At 61.4% G+C, this 17,097-nt stretch carries 15 protein-coding genes and 1 riboswitch; of the genes, 8 read left to right on the top strand and 7 right to left on the bottom strand.

Annotated elements, in window-relative coordinates:
• Positions 1-139: 139 nt before the first annotated feature.
• Positions 140-1,549 (bottom strand): adenosylhomocysteinase, encoded by a 1,410-nt coding sequence (gene ahcY, locus ACK6BI_RS26105; protein WP_065261843.1) that lies wholly within the window; start codon positions 1,547-1,549, stop codon positions 140-142.
• Between the two features lie 22 nt (positions 1,550-1,571).
• Positions 1,572-1,670, bottom strand: a riboswitch (S-adenosyl-L-homocysteine riboswitch).
• Between the two features lie 197 nt (positions 1,671-1,867).
• Between ahcY and ACK6BI_RS26100 the strand changes: the two genes are divergently transcribed.
• Positions 1,868-2,275 carry an acyl-CoA thioesterase gene (locus ACK6BI_RS26100; protein WP_065261842.1) on the top strand — a complete coding sequence of 136 codons (408 nt, stop codon included), beginning with the start codon at positions 1,868-1,870 and terminating at the stop codon, positions 2,273-2,275.
• 128 nt (positions 2,276-2,403) lie between these two features.
• Positions 2,404-3,291 carry a formate/nitrite transporter family protein gene (locus ACK6BI_RS26095; protein ID WP_409319368.1) on the top strand — a complete coding sequence of 296 codons (888 nt, stop codon included), beginning with the start codon at positions 2,404-2,406 and terminating at the stop codon, positions 3,289-3,291.
• Here ACK6BI_RS26095 and ACK6BI_RS26090 read toward each other — a convergent pair whose 3' ends face one another.
• The gene (locus tag ACK6BI_RS26090; protein WP_409319366.1) at positions 3,292-4,557 is read right to left on the bottom strand and encodes a cation:proton antiporter; all 1,266 of its coding nucleotides are present in this window, start codon (positions 4,555-4,557) and stop codon (positions 3,292-3,294) included. It lies immediately after the preceding gene.
• 239 nt (positions 4,558-4,796) lie between these two features.
• On the opposite strand from ACK6BI_RS26090, the gene ACK6BI_RS26085 reads away from it, so the two are divergent.
• Entirely contained in the window at positions 4,797-5,630 is an 834-nt protein-coding gene (locus tag ACK6BI_RS26085; RefSeq protein ID WP_409319364.1) for an EamA family transporter, read from the top strand.
• A 37-nt stretch (positions 5,631-5,667) separates the two neighbouring features.
• Positions 5,668-6,051 (top strand): MAPEG family protein, encoded by a 384-nt coding sequence (locus ACK6BI_RS26080; RefSeq protein ID WP_134828375.1) that lies wholly within the window; start codon positions 5,668-5,670, stop codon positions 6,049-6,051.
• Between the two features lie 49 nt (positions 6,052-6,100).
• Here ACK6BI_RS26080 and ACK6BI_RS26075 read toward each other — a convergent pair whose 3' ends face one another.
• Complete coding sequence (locus tag ACK6BI_RS26075; RefSeq protein ID WP_409319362.1) at positions 6,101-7,273, bottom strand: murein transglycosylase A; 1,173 nt, start codon at positions 7,271-7,273, stop codon at positions 6,101-6,103.
• Positions 7,274-7,401: 128 nt separating this feature from the next.
• On the opposite strand from ACK6BI_RS26075, the gene ACK6BI_RS26070 reads away from it, so the two are divergent.
• On the top strand, positions 7,402-7,851 hold the full coding sequence (locus tag ACK6BI_RS26070) for a c-type cytochrome (RefSeq protein ID WP_409319360.1): 450 nt from the start codon (positions 7,402-7,404) through the stop codon (positions 7,849-7,851).
• A 52-nt stretch (positions 7,852-7,903) separates the two neighbouring features.
• On the opposite strand, the gene ACK6BI_RS26065 is transcribed toward ACK6BI_RS26070, so the two are convergent.
• The 4 genes from ACK6BI_RS26065 to ACK6BI_RS26050 all read right to left on the bottom strand — a co-directional run bounded on the left by ACK6BI_RS26065 (position 7,904) and on the right by ACK6BI_RS26050 (position 12,428).
• A complete protein-coding gene (locus tag ACK6BI_RS26065; protein ID WP_085731609.1) occupies positions 7,904-8,299 on the bottom strand; it encodes a DUF1090 domain-containing protein in 396 nt (131 codons plus the stop codon).
• A gap of 96 nt (positions 8,300-8,395) precedes the next feature.
• Complete coding sequence (gene ligB / locus ACK6BI_RS26060) at positions 8,396-10,075, bottom strand: NAD-dependent DNA ligase LigB (RefSeq protein ID WP_409319359.1); 1,680 nt, start codon at positions 10,073-10,075, stop codon at positions 8,396-8,398.
• A 148-nt stretch (positions 10,076-10,223) separates the two neighbouring features.
• Entirely contained in the window at positions 10,224-11,414 is a 1,191-nt protein-coding gene (metK, locus tag ACK6BI_RS26055) for a methionine adenosyltransferase (protein WP_065261833.1), read from the bottom strand.
• Between the two features lie 18 nt (positions 11,415-11,432).
• The gene (locus ACK6BI_RS26050; RefSeq protein WP_409319358.1) at positions 11,433-12,428 is read right to left on the bottom strand and encodes an ArsR/SmtB family transcription factor; all 996 of its coding nucleotides are present in this window, start codon (positions 12,426-12,428) and stop codon (positions 11,433-11,435) included.
• Positions 12,429-12,686: 258 nt separating this feature from the next.
• Here ACK6BI_RS26050 and tkt point away from each other — a divergent pair, with 258 nt between their 5' ends.
• From tkt to ACK6BI_RS26035, 3 genes are all read left to right on the top strand, one after another.
• Positions 12,687-14,684 carry a transketolase gene (tkt, locus tag ACK6BI_RS26045; RefSeq protein WP_409319357.1) on the top strand — a complete coding sequence of 666 codons (1,998 nt, stop codon included), beginning with the start codon at positions 12,687-12,689 and terminating at the stop codon, positions 14,682-14,684.
• A 151-nt stretch (positions 14,685-14,835) separates the two neighbouring features.
• Positions 14,836-15,888, top strand: coding sequence for an erythrose-4-phosphate dehydrogenase (gene epd, locus ACK6BI_RS26040; protein WP_409319356.1), 1,053 nt, complete (start codon positions 14,836-14,838; stop codon positions 15,886-15,888).
• Between the two features lie 12 nt (positions 15,889-15,900).
• Positions 15,901-17,064: a phosphoglycerate kinase gene (locus ACK6BI_RS26035; protein WP_409319354.1), complete on the top strand. Its 1,164-nt coding sequence runs from the start codon at positions 15,901-15,903 to the stop codon at positions 17,062-17,064.
• Positions 17,065-17,097 lie beyond the last annotated feature (33 nt).

Here is a 17,097-nt window from a genome sequence, read left to right as displayed (position 1 = left end):
AGTGTGTTTGGGGGGGCGGGGGGTTCCGCCCGGGGGGGCGGCCGCACACAAAAAAAGGGGGGGCGCCCCCGCGGCACAGGGGAGCGACCCCCCTTCCTCGCCACAACAAGCCAGTCCGACAGATAAAACAGCCGGTTACTTAGTAGCGGTAAGCGTGCGGCTTGAACGGGCCTTCGACGGTCACGCCGATGTAGTCAGCCTGTTGCTTGGTCAGTTTGGTGACCACGCCACCGAAGCCACGAACCATTTCCAGGGCCACTTCTTCGTCGAGTTTCTTCGGCAGTACTTCAACGGTCAGACGCTCGGCTTTCTGGGCTGGCGACAGGTCGGCGTACTTCTGGCCGAACAGGAAGATCTGTGCCAGAACCTGGTTGGCGAACGAACCGTCCATGATGCGGCTCGGGTGACCGGTGGCGTTGCCCAGGTTCACCAGACGGCCTTCGGCCAGCAGGATCAGGTAGTCGTCGTTCTGCGCATCGAACGCGCCAGGGCCGGTACGGTGGATCTTGTGTACCTGTGGCTTCACTTCTTCCCATGCCCAGTTCTTGCGCATGAAAGCGGTGTCGATTTCGTTGTCGAAGTGACCGATGTTGCAGACAACGGCGCGCTTCTTCAGGGCTTTGAGCATGTTTGCGTCGCAAACGTTGACGTTGCCGGTGGTGGTCACGATCAGGTCGATCTTGCCCAGCAGCGCCTTGTCGATGCTCGCTTCGGTGCCGTCGTTGATACCGTCGATGAACGGCGAAACCAGTTCGAAACCGTCCATGCAGGCTTGCATGGCGCAGATCGGATCGACTTCGGAGACCTTGACGATCATGCCTTCCTGACGCAGGGACTGGGCCGAACCCTTGCCCACGTCACCGTAACCGATGACCAGCGCCTGCTTGCCGGACAGCAGGTGGTCGGTGCCGCGCTTGATGGCGTCGTTCAGGCTGTGACGGCAGCCGTACTTGTTGTCGTTCTTGGACTTGGTCACCGAGTCGTTGACGTTGATGGCCGGGATGCGCAGTTCGCCCTTGGCCAGCATGTCCAGCAGACGGTGAACACCGGTGGTGGTTTCTTCGGTCACGCCGTGAACGCGGTCCAGAACCTGTGGGTATTTCTTGTGCAGCAGCTCGGTCAGGTCGCCGCCGTCGTCGAGGATCATGTTGGCATCCCAAGGCTTGCCATCCTTCAGGATGGTCTGCTCCAGGCACCACTCGTACTCTTCTTCGGTTTCACCTTTCCAGGCGAAAACCGGGATGCCGGCAGCGGCGATGGACGCGGCGGCCTGATCCTGAGTCGAGAAAATGTTGCAGGACGACCAGCGCACTTCGGCACCCAGGGCAACCAGGGTTTCGATCAGCACGGCGGTCTGAATGGTCATGTGGATGCAGCCGAGGATTTTTGCGCCCTTGAGCGGCTGCTCGGAAGCGTACTTGCGGCGCAGACCCATCAGGGCCGGCATTTCCGACTCGGCGATGATGGTTTCGCGACGGCCCCAGGCAGCCAGGGACATGTCGGCAACTTTGTAATCGTTAAAATCTGCAGGCGTGATAACAGCGCTCATGAGAGCCTCCATTCGTAATGTATGCGAATGGGCGCCGTTGTGCGTTTAGTGTCCGGCCTGAGCCGGTCAACGCCCCATCCGAGCCTGACAGGTTGAACCTGCTGCAGCGCCCCTCGGACAGGTGGCGGGAAAACGGTATCAAGTGAAGGTTACCGTTTTGAAACGGGGGCGATTATAGCCGTCTGGACTGATCTTCCAAAGGGTTTCTGTCGGCCAAATGAAGATCGCTAATAGCGACCATAGTAGAAGGCTCATGGAGCATGACCGCTCAGTCTGCCAAGATGGCCCCATCATTCGGCAAGACGCTCAGGAGTGAAGATGAATTTCCACACCCGCAAGTGGGTAAAACCCGAAGACCTCAACCCCAACGGCACCCTGTTCGGCGGCAGCCTGCTGCGCTGGATCGACGAAGAAGCGGCGATCTACGCCATCGTCCAACTGGGTAACCAGCGCGTGGTGACCAAGTACATTTCCGAGATCAACTTCGTCAGTGCCTCGCGCCAGGGCGACATCATCGAACTGGGCATCACCGCCACCGAGTTCGGTCGCACCTCGATCACCCTGACCTGCGAAGTGCGCAACAAGATCACTCGCAAAAGCATCCTGACCGTCGAGAAGATGGTCTTCGTCAACCTCGGCGAGGACGGCCTGCCGGCGCCGCATGGGCGGACCGAGATCAAGTACGTCAAAGACCAGTTCAAGGATGACGAACTCGTCACCAAGTGACATCGGCGAGGCCTTCTTCGCGAGCCTGCTCGCGAAAGCGATGTGGCAGGCAATGTAGATTCATCTGCCTACTGAACAGCCGGGAACCGCTGGGGTCGTAGCTAAATGCCCACCACGGTCTCCACGCCATGACTACACCAACAGAAGGCAAGACCCCCGACCTCTCGGCAAAGGAACGGCACGAAGTCGAAAAAAACCAGCCGCCCCGGGCGGCGGTGCTGCATGAAATCATCCGTAAACAGGGCGATCAGGAACTGGAGCGCAGCATCGCCGCGCTGTGGTGGTCGGCGCTGGCGGCCGGGCTGACCATGGGCCTGTCGCTGATGGGCATGGGATTACTCAATTCACGTCTGCCCGAGGGCGACGAATTCAAGGTGATCGCCAGCTTCGGCTACTGCGCCGGTTTCCTCGCGGTGATTCTGGCTCGCCAGCAACTGTTCACCGAAAACACCCTGACCGCGGTCCTGCCGGTCATGACCAAACCGACGCTCGGCAATCTCGGCCGGCTGATCCGGCTCTGGACAGTCGTGCTGTTCGGTAACCTGTGCGGCACGATTCTGGTGGCCTATGTGATGCTGGAACTGCCGATCTTCGACAGCAAGACCGACATCGCCTTCCTCGAAATCGGTCGCAAGGTCATGGAAAACCATGCCAGCCAGATGTTCGCCAAGGGTATCGTTTCCGGCTGGATGATTGCCACCATGGTCTGGATGATCCCGTCCATGGAAAGCGCGAAGATGTGGATCATCATCCTCATCACCTACCTTATGGCGCTGGGTGACTTCACGCACATCGTGGTTGGATCGGCGGAGGTGTCGTATCTGGTATTTGCCGGCGAGTTGCCGTGGCGTGATTTCTGGGCGGTGTTTGCCGGGCCGACCCTGGCGGGGAACATCATCGGCGGCAGCTTCATCTTCGCCCTGATCAGTCATGCGCAGATCCGCAGCGAAAGCGGCGCACCGAAAGAGTCTGCGGATCCGGCCGAAAAGCCCGATCCGCAGCAGATCAGAAAATGATCAGTGGTGCGCCGGTCCGGCAGTGGTCGCCGGTTCATCATGGGTGGCGTGCCGAACCAGCTTGCCGATGGTCAGGCCCTGCAACAGGATCGATGACAGCACCACGATGTAGGTGATGCTCAGCAGCAGATCGCGCTCCGGACCCAGCGGCAAGGCCAGTGCCAGTGCCACCGAAACCCCGCCACGCAAGCCGCCCCAGGTCAGGATCCGAATAGTGCCGCGCGGCACCGTGCGCCAGCGGCGCAGCAGGACAATGGCCGGTGCCACGGTGAGCAGGCGCGACAGCAGAATCGCCAGCGCCAACAGGCTTGCCGCTGCCACGTGCAGCCAGTTGAACGGCAGTAGCAACAGCTCCAGGCCGATCAGTGCGAACAGCAAGGCGTTGAGCATGTCGTCGAGCAATTCCCAGAAGCCGTCCAGGTATTTGCGCGTCATGTCGTTCATCGCCAGGTTACGGCCCAGGTTACCGATGATCAGACCGGCGACCACCATCGCAATCGGCGCCGACACGTGCAACTCGGTGGCCATCGCCGAACCGCCGATTACCAGTGCCAGGGTCAGCATCACTTCAATCTGGTGCTGCTCAATGCTTTTGATCATCAGGTAGACCAGGTAACCGATCAGCCCGCCGAACAGCACGCCGCCGATGGCTTCATGGGCAAACAGCAGGGCGGTGGCACCGACGGTCGGAGTTTCGCCCAGTTGCGCGATGCCCAGCAACACGGTGAACACCACCACGGCGGTGCCGTCGTTGAACAGTGATTCGCCGACGATTGTGGTTTTCAGCGGTTTCGAGGCATTGGCGGTACGCAATACACCGAGCACCGCGATCGGGTCGGTCGGGGAAATCAGTGCGCCGAACAACAGGCAGTAAAGGAAGCTCACGTGCCAGCCGAACAGGGCGAAGATGTAATAGGCGAGGCTGCCGATCACGGCGGTGGCGATCAGCACGCCGATAGTCGCCAGCAGGCCGATCGGCCAGCGGTAGCTGCGCAGGTCGTTCAGGTTGACGTGCAAGGCGCCGGCGAACAGCAGGAACGACAGCATCCAGTTCATCAGCAGATCACCGAAGTCGATCTGGCCGATCAGTTGCTGCACGCGTTCTTCAAGGCCGGGATAACCGAGCAGGCTCAGGCCTTGCAGCAGCAGGGAAAACATCAGAGCGGTCACCATCACACCGATGGTCGGAGGCAAACCGATGAAGCGGAAATTCACGAAGGTGAGCAGGGTGGTGAGGCAGATGAAAGCGGCGACAAGTTCAAGCATCCGGGGTCCTTTGGATGGGAGGTGAAAAGACAGCGCGCCGGTTCGTGGGCGCAAGGGTTGGATGGGTAGACACCGGGCGGGGGCACAATTGTGTATTCCCGGGCAGGATTTTCGGGATTTTGTCTGCGCACAACCGGGTGTATCGAGGTCACTTGACGTATAAACATCGCCTGACACATCGCGAAGCAAAGACCTGATCAAGTGGCTCAGGTTCAACAACAGGAATGAAGGAGCGGGACGTGCTGGCGACAGCTCTGGTGTTGATGGCGGCGTTGCTGCACGCCGCATGGAATACCCTGATCAAATTCAGCGCCGAGCGCCTGCTGGTGGTGGCCTGCATGGACACCGTGGCGCTGTTGTTCGTGGCGCTGGCGTTTCCTTTCATAAGCTTGCCACCGGCAGAGATCTGGCCGTGGATTCTGGCCTCGGCGGCGTTCGAGCTGCTGTATCGCTACCTGTTGATCCAGGCCTATCGGGTCGGCGACCTGGGGCTGGTCTATCCGTTGATGCGCGGATTGTCGCCGCTGGTGGTGCTGGCGCTGACCCTGATCTTCGCCGGCGAAGTACTGAACACCCAGCAAATCTTCGGAATCATGCTGATCCCGCTGGGCATGGCCTGCCTGCTCTGGCAGGGCGGTGGCGGGAAACACTTGCCATGGTCAATGCTGCCGGTGGTGGCGCTGATCGGGCTCTGCATCGGTTGTTACACCTACATCGATGGCCAGGCTTTGCGGCGTTGGTCGCATCCGCTGGATTATCTGGTCTGGGTCACGCTGCTCAGTGCATGGCCCTTCCCGTTGCTGGCGTGGGTCGCCAGGCGTCCGGCGTTCAGGCTGTTCTGGCGCGAACAATGGAAGCTGGGGCTGGCGGTCGGATTCTGCGTGTTGTTCAGCTACGCTCTGGTGCTGTGGGCGATGCAACTGGGTTCGATTGCCGAGGCTGCGGCATTGCGTGAAATCAGCGTGATCCTGGTGGTGCTGTTCGGTATGCGCTACCTGAAAGAACCTTTCGGCCGGCCGCGGCTCTTAGCCTGTGGGCTGGTGCTGATCGGCATGCTGGTGATGAAGTTCTGACCCGCCAACACTCAAAAAACCGAAGAAGGACGGCGTTATGACGGTGGCTCTGTGGTGTGTTTTCATTGCGATTTTTCTGCCCTATGTGTGCACGGGCGTGGCCAAGGCAGTCGGTGGTTACCGGCTGAGCGACAATCACGATCCCCGGGACTTCCTTGAAAGCCTGAATGGTGTGGCCCGACGGGCTCACGCGGCGCAATTGAACAGTTTCGAAGTGACACCGGCCTTTGCAGCGGCGGTAATCGTCGCGCACCTGGTGGGCACCGCGCAATTGGTGACGGTCAATGTGCTGGCAGTGCTGTTCATCACCAGTCGCTTGCTTTACATCATCTGCTATCTGGCGGACTGGGCGATTCTGCGGTCGCTGGTGTGGTTTGTCGGGATGGGGCTGATTGCCAGTTTCTTCTTCGTTTCAATCTGAAGCCGAAAGGATCGCAGGCTGACGAGGCCGGCGATCCTTCGCGCAGCGCTTACTGCTTGTCGGCCACCTGCGGCACTTGCGGCAACGCCGCGCCTTTCGGCCAGAGCATCCAGATCTGCCCCTGCTGCTTCATATCGCCGGCCAGTTGCCCGGCGGCATCGCCGGTGCCCCAGAACAGATCCGCCCGAACCTCGCCAGCAATTGCGCCGCCGGTGTCCTGCGCGGCCACCGGGCGTACCAGTGCCGTACCGTCAGGGCGTGTGGTCGACAGCCACAACAGACTGCCCAGCGGAATCACCTTGCGATCCACCGCCGCGCTGTAACCGGCGGTCAGTGGCACATTCAACGAACCGCGCGGGCCTTCGTTGCTGTCCGGGTTGCGGGTGAAGAACACATAACTCGGGTTGCTGCCCAGCAGTTCCGGGATGCGCGACGGGTTGGCCTTGGCCCAGTTGCTGATCGCGCCCATGGTCACGTCCTCTTTCTTCAGTTCGCCCTGTTCCACCAGCCAGCGTCCGATCGGACGGTATGGGTGACCGTTCTGGTCGGCGTAGGCGATACGCAGTTGTCGGCCGTCATCGGTCTGAATCCGCCCCGAGCCCTGGATCTGCAGAAATTGCAGGTTCATCGGATCGGTCAGCCACGCCACCACGGGCGCCTTGACGCCTTTGCTCTCGATGGTCGCGGCGTCGTCGTAAGGTTTGAGCACGCGGCCCTCAAGTCGTCCGCGCAGGCGCTTGCCTTTCAGCTCCGGGTAAATGCTGTCCAGGGAGACGATGATCATGTCTTCAGGCACGCCGTACACCGGCACATTGGCGGTGGTGGTTTGCGTCAGGCTGCCGGGATAGACCGGTTCGTAGTAACCGGTGATCAGCCCGTTGGGGTTGTCATTTTCGGCGCGCAAGCCAAACACATCGAGGTGTTGCTTGAGGAACGTGCGGATATCGCCAGCGCTTTGCGGCACATTGGCCGCCGCCGCGCAGGTGGCGCCCCAGATCGGGTCAGCCTTGAGTCGGGTGCAGGCGCTGCGCCACGAACCGAAGCCGGCCACCAGATCGTTGTCGGAAACCGCAGGCAGAGATTCCCAGGTGGCGCTGGAGTAAGTGGCCAGTGCGTGGGTTTTCGGCTTGGCACTGTCGCCGCCGGTGCAGCCGGCGAGGATCGCCAGCAGCGGCAGGGTTGCGACGAGCGGGTGGCGCCAGGCCTTGAAACGGCTGTTCATGGAGAATTTCCTGTGTCGATTGCAGGCGTGCTCCATGCGCGCCAGCAACCCATATTATTAATAGGGCTATTGGTGTTTGGCGGTGACGCGAGGATACTGGCCGCCGAATTCCGTGACCTGAAGCCACCATGACTCTTAAAAGACTTTCTGTTGTATTGCTGGCCTGTCTGACCTTGTCCGCCTGCGGCGGTGTCGACCCGAATTCCCCGCTGGGCCAGCGCAAGGCGATCTTCAAGCAAATGCTCAAGACCGGCGAAGACCTGGGCGGCATGCTGCGCGGGCGCATCCCCTTCGACGGACCGAAATTCACGGAAGGCGCGGTCAAGCTCGATGCGTTGTCCCATGAACCGTGGAAGCATTTCCCGTCGGTGCGCGAAGAAGATCACACCAGCGCCAGGGACGATGTCTGGCAGCGACAGGCACGTTTCCAGGAAATGGCCCGCACCCTTGAGGCGGCCACCGGTGAACTGGTGATCGCCAGCCAGGTTCAGCCGTACAAGGCCAGCAACCTGGGGCCGGCGGTGCAGAAGGTCGAAGATGCCTGCAGTGCCTGTCATAAAGAGTTTCGGGATCATTGATCCTGAGGCGCGGTGACGGAGAAAGCTCTGTCACCGCATATGGCCTGCCGAATTACTTGTCCAGTTCGTCCAGCGCGTCCTGCAATTCCTTGCGCGACTCGGCGAGCTTGTTCTTGCGCTTGTCGATCTTCTCCGGGTCGCCTTTCTTCATGGCCTTGTCGAGGTCGGCCTGGCGCTTGCTCACTTCATGCTTGGCATCGAGCACCTTGTTTTCGCGTTCCTTCTTCAGGCCGGCATCGGTGCAGTGTTCGGTGACTTCGCGCAGGGCGGTTTCCAGGCCGGCCTGCTGGTCAGCGTTGCCACGGGATTTGGCCTGTTCGATCTGATTGATGATGCCTTGCTTCTTGGCGGCACAACCGGTCAGGCCCGGGGCGTCTTCGCCAGCCATCGCGGGTGCGGCCATTACGCCGCAAAGAGTCAGCATGGCGAGCGGTGCGAGAAATTTCATAAAAGCTCCATGTGCAAAGGCAATCGGGTCGGGAAAGCACTGCGCTGTTGGAGCGCTTCGGCGACCGTTGGGTTCCCGGCTTGCCGGGATGCATGTTCAGAAGCCGTCGATTCCGGCGGCACGTAAGGTTTCACTCAGGGCCAGCACCTGCGGGTCGCGGAAAAAAGCGCTCAATTGCGCCGCGCGACCGGGGCCGATTCCGGGTTCTGCCTGCCATTGTTCGGTATTTCGTTGTGCCAACGCTTGCCATGAATCAGCCAAAGAGGCCTGACCGGTCGGCGGCAGCCCGAGGGCCTTGAGCCACTGGGTGAACGGCCGCTGGCGAGCGCTGTGAAAACTGTGGAGCAGGCGGGCGCTGCTGCGCTCGCCGAGGCCGGCAATCTTAGCAAGCTCTGGCTCGTCGAGGGCCAACCAATCCAGCAGGTTGTTCAGGCGGCCTGTATCCAGAAGTTTCTCCCACGTACCGCGACCGACATGGGGCAGTGCCAGTCCCTGTTTGCCGCCAAGCCAGGTCAGGCGCGCGAGGAATTGACTCTCGCATCCGGGCGTCGGCTGCCAGCAGCTCAGGGAGTGAAAGTCACTTGTGAGCGGCACCTTGAGCTCGACACGCTCCGGGCTGCGCAGCACAACGCTGTCGAGCCGCGGAATGGTCATTCCAGCCAGGCTGATCGCCACCTGATCACCGGGACGAATGTCCAGTTCCTGCCAACGATTGAAAGAGCTGACGCTGACTCGTGTGATCTGGCGGTCATCGAGCCTGACCGGCGCCAGTTCCAGCACGGGAGTGATACGCCCGGTGCGGCCGACCTTGAAATCGACCTTGCGCACATCGGCCAATGCCTGGGCGAACGGGTATTTCCAGGCCACGGCCCAATAGGGTGGGCGCGCCTGCCAGCGTTCGGCGGGAGGACGCTGGCTCTGCCGCAAGACGATGCCGTCACTGGCGAACGGTAGTGGCGAGCGATACCAGTGATCGCGCCACTTTTGCGCATCGGCAAGGCTGCTGACAGGGTGGCTGTAAGGTTCTGTCGTGGCGAAGCCCAGTGTCGTCAGCCCGGTGATTCGCTCTTTCAGGGTGTTCGGTCCCAGCGGCCAATCCCATACGAAAAGCCCGATACCCGCTGCCTGTTCGACGCTCAAGTCCTTGCGTCCCATCAGGCCGGCAACGGTCGCACGGGCGTTGGCACTGCCGGTGCGGGCCTGGATATGGTCATTGAGTCGCCAATAGAGTTCGCCCTGCACCGACAGATCCAGAGGTTGTGTCAGCTGTCGGGGAACGGCGTTGATCTTCTGTGCCGAAGCCGTCCAGTCCTGCCCGCGAACGCCGTCACCGCGACTGATCGCCTGCTGCAACCGCCCGGCGCGGTAGATCAGCGTGACAGCCACGCCATCGACCTTGGGTTGTACCCAGACCTCCTTGCGGTCACGCAGCCATGCTTCGACGTTTGCTGCGTCGTGAAGCTTGTCGAGGCCGGTATGGGCGATTGGATGCGCGATCGGACCTGATGCGGTGCTTAATGGCTTGGTCGGTGAAGGCAGTCCGAGGCACTGGCGCCATTCGCCGAGCCGGATGCGGGACTGGTCATAAAGTTCGTCGGCAATCAGCGAGCGGCCTTCACGGTGATAAGCATCGTCCCATCTATCGATCTGCTGTTGCAGGGCGGCGATTTCGCTTCGGGCCCGGTCGGCAGCCCAGTCCGGGCAATCGTCAGCGAAGGCGCCGAGGTGGATGGAGAACAACAGGAAAATACAAAAAAGGCGCAGTGTGGCAAGCATCTTGAGCGTCCTTGCTCAGGGAGATACCTGAAGGCTAGCCCGAATTTTCCAGCGGGCCGGACGGCTGTTTTGCCGGGTGTTTCGCGGCCATGAAAAAGCCCCGCACGGCGCGAACCGTGCGGGGCTTTTCTGTACCGCCAGGGAAGGCTTACAGGCCGGCAGCGGAACGCAAGGCGTCGGCGCGGTCGGTTTTTTCCCAGGTGAAAGTGGAGAAGGTGTCTTCGCCAACAGTCTTGGTCTGCGGTGTACGACCGAAGTGGCCGTAGGCTGCGGTGTCCTGGTACATCGGGTGCAGCAGGTCGAGCATGGTGGTGATTGCGTATGGACGCAGGTCGAACACTTCACGGACCAGTTTGATGATCTTGTCATCGCTGATCTTGCCGGTGCCGAAGGTGTTCAGCGAGATCGAGGTAGGCTGGGCCACACCGATCGCGTAGGAAACCTGGATCTCGCAACGCTCGGCCAGGCCGGCAGCCACGATGTTCTTGGCAACGTAACGGCCAGCATAGGCAGCCGAACGGTCAACCTTGGATGGGTCCTTGCCGGAGAACGCGCCGCCGCCGTGACGGGCCATGCCGCCGTAGCTGTCGACGATGATCTTGCGACCGGTCAGACCGCAGTCGCCTACCGGGCCGCCGATGATGAACTGGCCGGTCGGGTTGATGTGGAACTGGGTGTCCTTGCTCAGCAGTTCGGCAGGCAGTACGTGCTTGACGATCAGTTCCATCACGCCTTCGCGCAGGTCGTTGTACGACACTTCAGGGTTGTGCTGGGTCGACAGCACCACGGCGTCGATACCGACAACCTTGCCGCCTTCGTAACGGCAGGTCACTTGCGACTTGGCGTCCGGACGCAGCCATGGCAGCAGGCCCGATTTGCGGGCTTCGGCCTGGCGCTGTACCAGCTGGTGCGAGAAAGTGATCGGTGCCGGCATCAGCACGTCGGTTTCGTTGCTGGCGTAGCCGAACATCAGGCCCTGGTCGCCGGCGCCCTGGTCTTCAGGCTTGGCACGGTCAACACCCTGGTTGATGTCAGGGGACTGCTTGCCGATGATGTTCATCACGCCGCAGGTGGCGCCGTCGAAGCCGACGTCGGAGCTGGTGTAGCCGATGTCGCAGATCACGTCACGAACGATCTGCTCCAGGTCGACCCAGGCACTGGTGGTCACTTCACCGGCAACGATGGCCACGCCGGTCTTGACCAGGGTTTCCACGGCAACGCGTGCGTGCTTGTCCTGGGCGATGATGGCGTCCAGCACTGCATCGGAAATCTGGTCGGCGATTTTGTCCGGATGCCCTTCAGACACGGACTCGGAGGTGAAGAGGGAGTATTCGCTCATCTCGATGTTTTCCTGAATTTACCGATGGTGAGTGTCGCCAGCCGGCCGCTGAAAGTGGCGGACCTGGATCTGGAAACCATTACGTAAGCCTACATAGAGGCTTTCCCCGGGAACGAGTCCCGCAGCGGTGGCCCAACGGGCCAGATCGTCCTGTTCAAACCCCAACCACAGATCACCGCAGGCCTCCCTGGCCCAACTCTGGTTGTGGCTGCATAACTCTGTCACGAGCAGGCTACCGCCCGGTTGCAGCAGGCCGGCCATGTGCTTGAGCGCTTCGGCCGGCGCAGCGAAATGGTGCAACACCATGTTCAGTACCACGCAATCGGCCTGAAGGCTTGTGCCATTCAATGCATCGGCCAATCGCAGGCTGACGTTAGTCAGCTTTTCACGTTCACACACCTGTCGCGCCAGTTCGAGCATCGCCGCGCTGTTGTCCAGTGCGGTTACGGTGCCGAAGCGGCGTGCCAGTTCCGGCAGGAATGCTCCATCGCCGGGGCCGACTTCGATGGCCGAGGCTGCACCATCGAAATTCAGTTTGTCGAGCAGGGCCAGCACGCTGTCGCGGTACTGCGGGAGGCCGGCAATCAAGTCCTGCTGAGCGCGGAATTTTTCTGCAACCCGGGCGAAAAAGTCCTGGCTGGCAGCGGCCCGTTGTCCGTGGACCTGGCCAATGCGCGCCTGCACATCGTCCGGCAGCGCCAGATTGTCGACTTCTTCTAACAGGGCGCTGTGCAACTTGCCGCCCAGCAGCTCGGTATGGGGCAGGGCGCGGCGATAAAAAATCGCGTTGCCTTCGCGGCGGGTGGCCACCAGATCCGCCTGTGCCAGCACCTTCAGGTGGTGGCTCATGCCGGACTGACCGATACCGAAAATCTGTGCCAGCTCCAGTACGCCGAACGAATCGTTGGCCAGGGCGCGCAATACGTTCAGCCGCAGCGGATCGCCGCCGGCCTTGCACAGGGCCGCCAGCTCGTCGCAATCGTCATGGCGAATGGAAGGCACACGTAAATTCATAGGGCCGCAGTCTAGTGATGGCCGAAAAACACCGCAAGGGCAATATCAAAAAGTTTTGATATTGCTCGATGGATGGCACTTCTCACGGACCGGCCAGCTCTACAAACGAACAGCGGAAAGGTTTCATCAACCGAAACCGATGTTATCCATGGGAAAAACGCCTCCGGATGACTATCTGTCATTGCCCCGAGGCGCTCGGGTGAGGGAAAATGCCCTCCTTTTTTCCGTTTCAATCCATTCACACCCAGGAGATCAGCGATGCCTAGCCGTCGTGAGCGTGCCAACGCCATTCGTGCCCTCAGCATGGATGCCGTGCAAAAAGCCAACAGCGGCCATCCCGGTGCCCCCATGGGTATGGCAGATATCGCCGAAGTGCTTTGGCGCGACTACCTCAAGCACAATCCGAGCAATCCATCGTTCGCCGACCGTGACCGCTTCGTGCTGTCCAACGGCCACGGCTCGATGTTGATCTACTCGCTGCTGCACCTGACCGGTTACGACCTGTCGATCGACGACCTGAAGCAGTTCCGTCAACTGCACAGCCGTACCCCGGGCCACCCGGAATTCGGTTACACCCCGGGCGTTGAAACCACCACCGGCCCGCTGGGTCAGGGCCTGGCCAACGCCGTGGGCTTCGCCCTGGCTGAAAAGGTCCTGGGCGCACAGTTCAACCGTCCCGGCCACAACATCGTCGACCACCACACCTACGTGTTCCTGGGTGATGGCTGCATGATGGAAGGCATTTCCCACGAAGTCGCTTCCCTGGCCGGCACTTTGGGCCTGGGCAAACTGATCGCCTTCTACGATGACAACGGCATTTCCATCGACGGCGAAGTCGAAGGCTGGTTCACCGATGACACGCCGAAGCGTTTCGAGTCCTACAACTGGCAGGTGATCCGCAACGTCGACGGTCACGATCCGGAAGAGATCAAGACCGCCATCGAGACCGCTCGCAAGAGCCCGCTGCCGACCCTGATCTGCTGCAAGACCACCATCGGTTTCGGTTCGCCGAACAAGCAGGGCAAGGAAGATTGCCACGGCGCCCCGCTGGGTGACGCGGAAATCGCCCTGACCCGTCAGGCGCTGAACTGGAACCACGGTCCGTTCGAAATCCCGGCCGACATCTACGCCGAATGGGATGCCAAGGAAAAGGGCCGCGCGGTCGAAGCCGAGTGGGACCAGCGTTTCGCTGCCTACTCCGCCGCGTTCCCGACCGAAGCCAACGAGCTGATCCGTCGCCTGAGCGGCGAGTTGCCGGCCGATTTCTCCGAGAAGGCCGATGCCTACATCGCTGACGTCGCGGCCAAGGGCGAAACCATCGCCAGCCGTAAAGCCAGCCAGAACACCCTGAACGCGTTCGGCCCGCTGCTGCCGGAAATGCTGGGCGGTTCGGCCGACCTGGCCGGTTCCAACCTGACCCTGTGGAAAGGCTGCAAAGGCGTCAGCGCCGAAGACGCGAGCGGCAACTACATGTACTACGGCGTGCGCGAATTCGGCATGACCGCGATCATGAACGGCGTTGCCCTGCACGGCGGTCTGGTGCCTTACGGCGCGACCTTCCTGATGTTCATGGAATACGCCCGCAACGCGGTGCGCATGTCCGCCCTGATGAAGCAGCGCGTGATCCACGTCTACACCCACGACTCCATCGGTCTGGGCGAAGACGGCCCGACGCACCAGCCGATCGAGCAACTGACCAGCCTGCGCAGCACGCCGAACCTCGACACCTGGCGTCCGGCCGATGCCGTTGAATCGGCGGTGGCCTGGAAGAACGCTCTGGAGCGCAAGGACGGTCCGTCGGCGCTGATCTTCTCCCGTCAGAACCTGCAGCATCAGACCCGCGATGCCGGCCAGATCGCCGACATCAGCCGTGGTGGCTACGTGCTGAAGGACTGCGCGGGCGAGCCTGAGCTGATCCTGATCGCCACCGGTTCGGAGGTGGGTCTGGCCGTTCAGGCCTTCGACAAACTGACCGCACAGGGCCGCAAGGTGCGCGTGGTTTCCATGCCATGCACCAGCGTGTTCGATGCCCAGGACGCCAGCTACAAGCAATCGGTCCTGCCGTTGCAGGTCGGTGCGCGTATCGCGATCGAAGCGGCTCACGCCGACTTCTGGTTCAAGTACGTGGGTCTGGAAGGTCGCGTGATCGGCATGACCACCTACGGCGAATCGGCTCCGGCTTCGGCTCTGTTCGAAGAGTTCGGCTTCACCCTGGAAAACATCCTGGGTCAGGCTGAAGAGCTGCTGGAAGACTGATACAGATCAGGTGTCGTCTTAACTGACACCATCGCGGGCAAGCCCGCTCCCACATGGGCGATGCAGATCCTTGTGGGAGCGGGCTTGCCCGCGATGGCGGTCGGTCGGGCAACATCGCTCTGACTGATACACCACGGTAATCGAGAACCCCATGCCTCAACCGCGTCCCTACAAAGTTGCACTCAACGGCTACGGCCGGATTGGTCGTTGCGTCTTGCGTGCGTTGTTCGAGCGAGGCGAGAAGGCTGGCTTCGAGATTGTCGCGATCAACGATCTGGCCGACATGGCCAGCATCGAATACCTGACACGCTTCGACTCCACTCACGGTCGGTTCCCCGGCGAAGTGAGGGTCGACGGCGATTGTCTGCATATCAATGGCAACTGCGTGAAAGTCCTGCGCAGTGCCACCCCTGAAGGCATCGATTGGGCGTCGCTGGGCGTCGATCTGGTGCTCGAATGCTCAGGCGCCTGGCACACCCGTGACGACGGCCAGCGTTTCCTCGACGCCGGCGCGCCGCGTGTGCTGTTCTCGCAGCCGATGGCCAGCGAGGCGGATGTCGACGCCACCATCGTTTACGGCGTCAATCAGGATTGCCTGACCGGCGACGAACTGCTGGTGTCCAACGCTTCCTGCACCACCAACTGCGGCGTGCCGCTGCTGCGTCTGCTGGACAAGGCGATCGGCCTGGAATTCGTGTCGATCACCACGATCCACTCGGCGATGAACGATCAGCCGGTGATCGACGCCTATCACCACGAAGACCTGCGCCGCACCCGTTCGGCGTTCCAGTCGGTGATCCCGGTGTCCACCGGTCTGGCGCGGGGCATCGAGCGCCTGCTGCCGGAACTTGCCGGGCGAATCCAGGCCAAAGCCGTACGCGTGCCGACGGTCAACGTGTCCTGCCTCGACATCACGATGCAGACCGCGAGCGACACCGACGCCGATGAGGTCAACCGGATCCTGCGCGACGCCGCCACCAGCGGCCCGCTCAAGGGCCTGTTGGCTTACACCGAACTGCCTCACGCAAGCTGTGATTTCAACCATGACCCACATTCGGCCATCGTCGATGCCAGTCAGACCCGCGTTTCCGGCCCCCGGCTGGTGAACATCCTGGCCTGGTTCGACAACGAATGGGGTTTTGCCAACCGAATGCTGGATGTTGCAGAACACTATCTGCAGACAGCGACTTCAAAAAAACCGTAGGAAGTGCGACCCATGACCGTGTTGAAGATGTCCGACCTCGATCTGCAAGGTAAGCGCGTATTGATCCGCGAAGACCTCAACGTCCCAGTCAAGGACGGTGTTGTCACCAGCGATGCGCGTATCCTGGCTTCGCTGCCGACCATCAAGCTGGCCCTGGAAAAAGGCGCGGCGGTGATGGTCTGCTCGCACCTGGGGCGTCCTACCGAAGGCGAGTTCTCCGCCGAGAACAGCCTCAAGCCAGTCGCCGACTACCTGAGCAAGGCCCTGGGCCGCGAAGTGCCGCTGGTGGCTGACTACCTGGGCGGCGTTGACGTCAAGGCCGGCGACATCGTGCTGTTCGAAAACGTGCGCTTCAACAAGGGCGAGAAAAAGAACGCCGACGAACTGGCCCGGCAATACGCCGCCCTGTGCGACGTGTTCGTGATGGACGCTTTCGGTACTGCTCACCGCGCCGAAGGTTCGACCCACGGTGTGGCCAAGTTCGCCAAGATCGCTGCTGCCGGCCCGCTCCTGGCCGCTGAACTGGATGCACTGGGCAAGGCCCTGGGCAATCCGGCCAAACCGATGGCGGCCATCGTTGCCGGTTCCAAGGTCTCGACCAAACTCGACGTGCTGAACAGCCTGAGCCAGATCTGCGATCAACTGATCGTCGGCGGCGGTATCGCCAACACCTTCCTCGCGGCAGCCGGTCATCCGGTCGGCAAATCGCTGTACGAGCCGGACCTGCTGGACACCGCCCGCGCCATCGCCGCCAAGGTCAGCGTGCCGCTGCCGGTGGACGTGGTGGTTGCCAAGGAATTTGCCGAAAGTGCTGCAGCGACGGTGAAACTGATCGGTGACGTGGCCGCTGACGACATGATCCTCGACATCGGCCCGCAAACCGCGGCCAACTTCGCCGAACTGCTGAAGTCGTCGAAAACCATCCTGTGGAACGGTCCGGTCGGTGTGTTCGAATTCGACCAGTTCGGCAACGGCACCAAAGTGCTGGCCGAGGCCATCGCCGAAAGCGCAGCGTTCTCGATTGCCGGCGGTGGCGACACCCTGGCGGCCATCGATAAATATGGCGTGGCTGAAAAGATCTCCTACATTTCCACCGGCGGTGGCGCGTTCCTCGAATTCGTCGAAGGCAAGGTGCTGCCGGCCGTTGAAGTCCTGGAAAGCCGGGCCAAGGCCTGAGGCCGCCCGATTGACCAGGCAAAGGAGTGTTCA

The sequence above is a fragment of the Pseudomonas sp. KCJK9016 genome, assembly GCF_046231795.1.
GTDB lineage: Bacteria > Pseudomonadota > Gammaproteobacteria > Pseudomonadales > Pseudomonadaceae > Aquipseudomonas > Aquipseudomonas bananamidigenes.
Note: the sequence above shows the minus strand (reverse complement) of the source record. Positions and strands in the feature narration are given on the sequence as shown.

Excerpts from the sequence above, each read along its gene's own strand:
- ACK6BI_RS26090 (WP_409319366.1), bottom strand. The coding sequence starts at position 4,557 with ATGCTTGAACTTGTCGCCGCTTTCATCTGCCTCACCACCCTGCTCACC.
- ACK6BI_RS26035 (WP_409319354.1), top strand. The coding sequence starts at position 15,901 with ATGACCGTGTTGAAGATGTCCGACCTCGATCTGCAAGGTAAGCGCGTA.
- ACK6BI_RS26080 (WP_134828375.1), top strand. The coding sequence starts at position 5,668 with ATGACGGTGGCTCTGTGGTGTGTTTTCATTGCGATTTTTCTGCCCTAT.
- metK (WP_065261833.1), bottom strand. The coding sequence starts at position 11,414 with ATGAGCGAATACTCCCTCTTCACCTCCGAGTCCGTGTCTGAAGGGCAT.
- ACK6BI_RS26050 (WP_409319358.1), bottom strand. The coding sequence starts at position 12,428 with ATGAATTTACGTGTGCCTTCCATTCGCCATGACGATTGCGACGAGCTG.
- ahcY (WP_065261843.1), bottom strand. The coding sequence starts at position 1,549 with ATGAGCGCTGTTATCACGCCTGCAGATTTTAACGATTACAAAGTTGCC.
- epd (WP_409319356.1), top strand. The coding sequence starts at position 14,836 with ATGCCTCAACCGCGTCCCTACAAAGTTGCACTCAACGGCTACGGCCGG.
- ACK6BI_RS26100 (WP_065261842.1), top strand. The coding sequence starts at position 1,868 with ATGAATTTCCACACCCGCAAGTGGGTAAAACCCGAAGACCTCAACCCC.
- ACK6BI_RS26065 (WP_085731609.1), bottom strand. The coding sequence starts at position 8,299 with ATGAAATTTCTCGCACCGCTCGCCATGCTGACTCTTTGCGGCGTAATG.
- ACK6BI_RS26095 (WP_409319368.1), top strand. The coding sequence starts at position 2,404 with ATGACTACACCAACAGAAGGCAAGACCCCCGACCTCTCGGCAAAGGAA.
- ligB (WP_409319359.1), bottom strand. The coding sequence starts at position 10,075 with ATGCTTGCCACACTGCGCCTTTTTTGTATTTTCCTGTTGTTCTCCATC.
- ACK6BI_RS26070 (WP_409319360.1), top strand. The coding sequence starts at position 7,402 with ATGACTCTTAAAAGACTTTCTGTTGTATTGCTGGCCTGTCTGACCTTG.
- ACK6BI_RS26075 (WP_409319362.1), bottom strand. The coding sequence starts at position 7,273 with ATGAACAGCCGTTTCAAGGCCTGGCGCCACCCGCTCGTCGCAACCCTG.
- tkt (WP_409319357.1), top strand. The coding sequence starts at position 12,687 with ATGCCTAGCCGTCGTGAGCGTGCCAACGCCATTCGTGCCCTCAGCATG.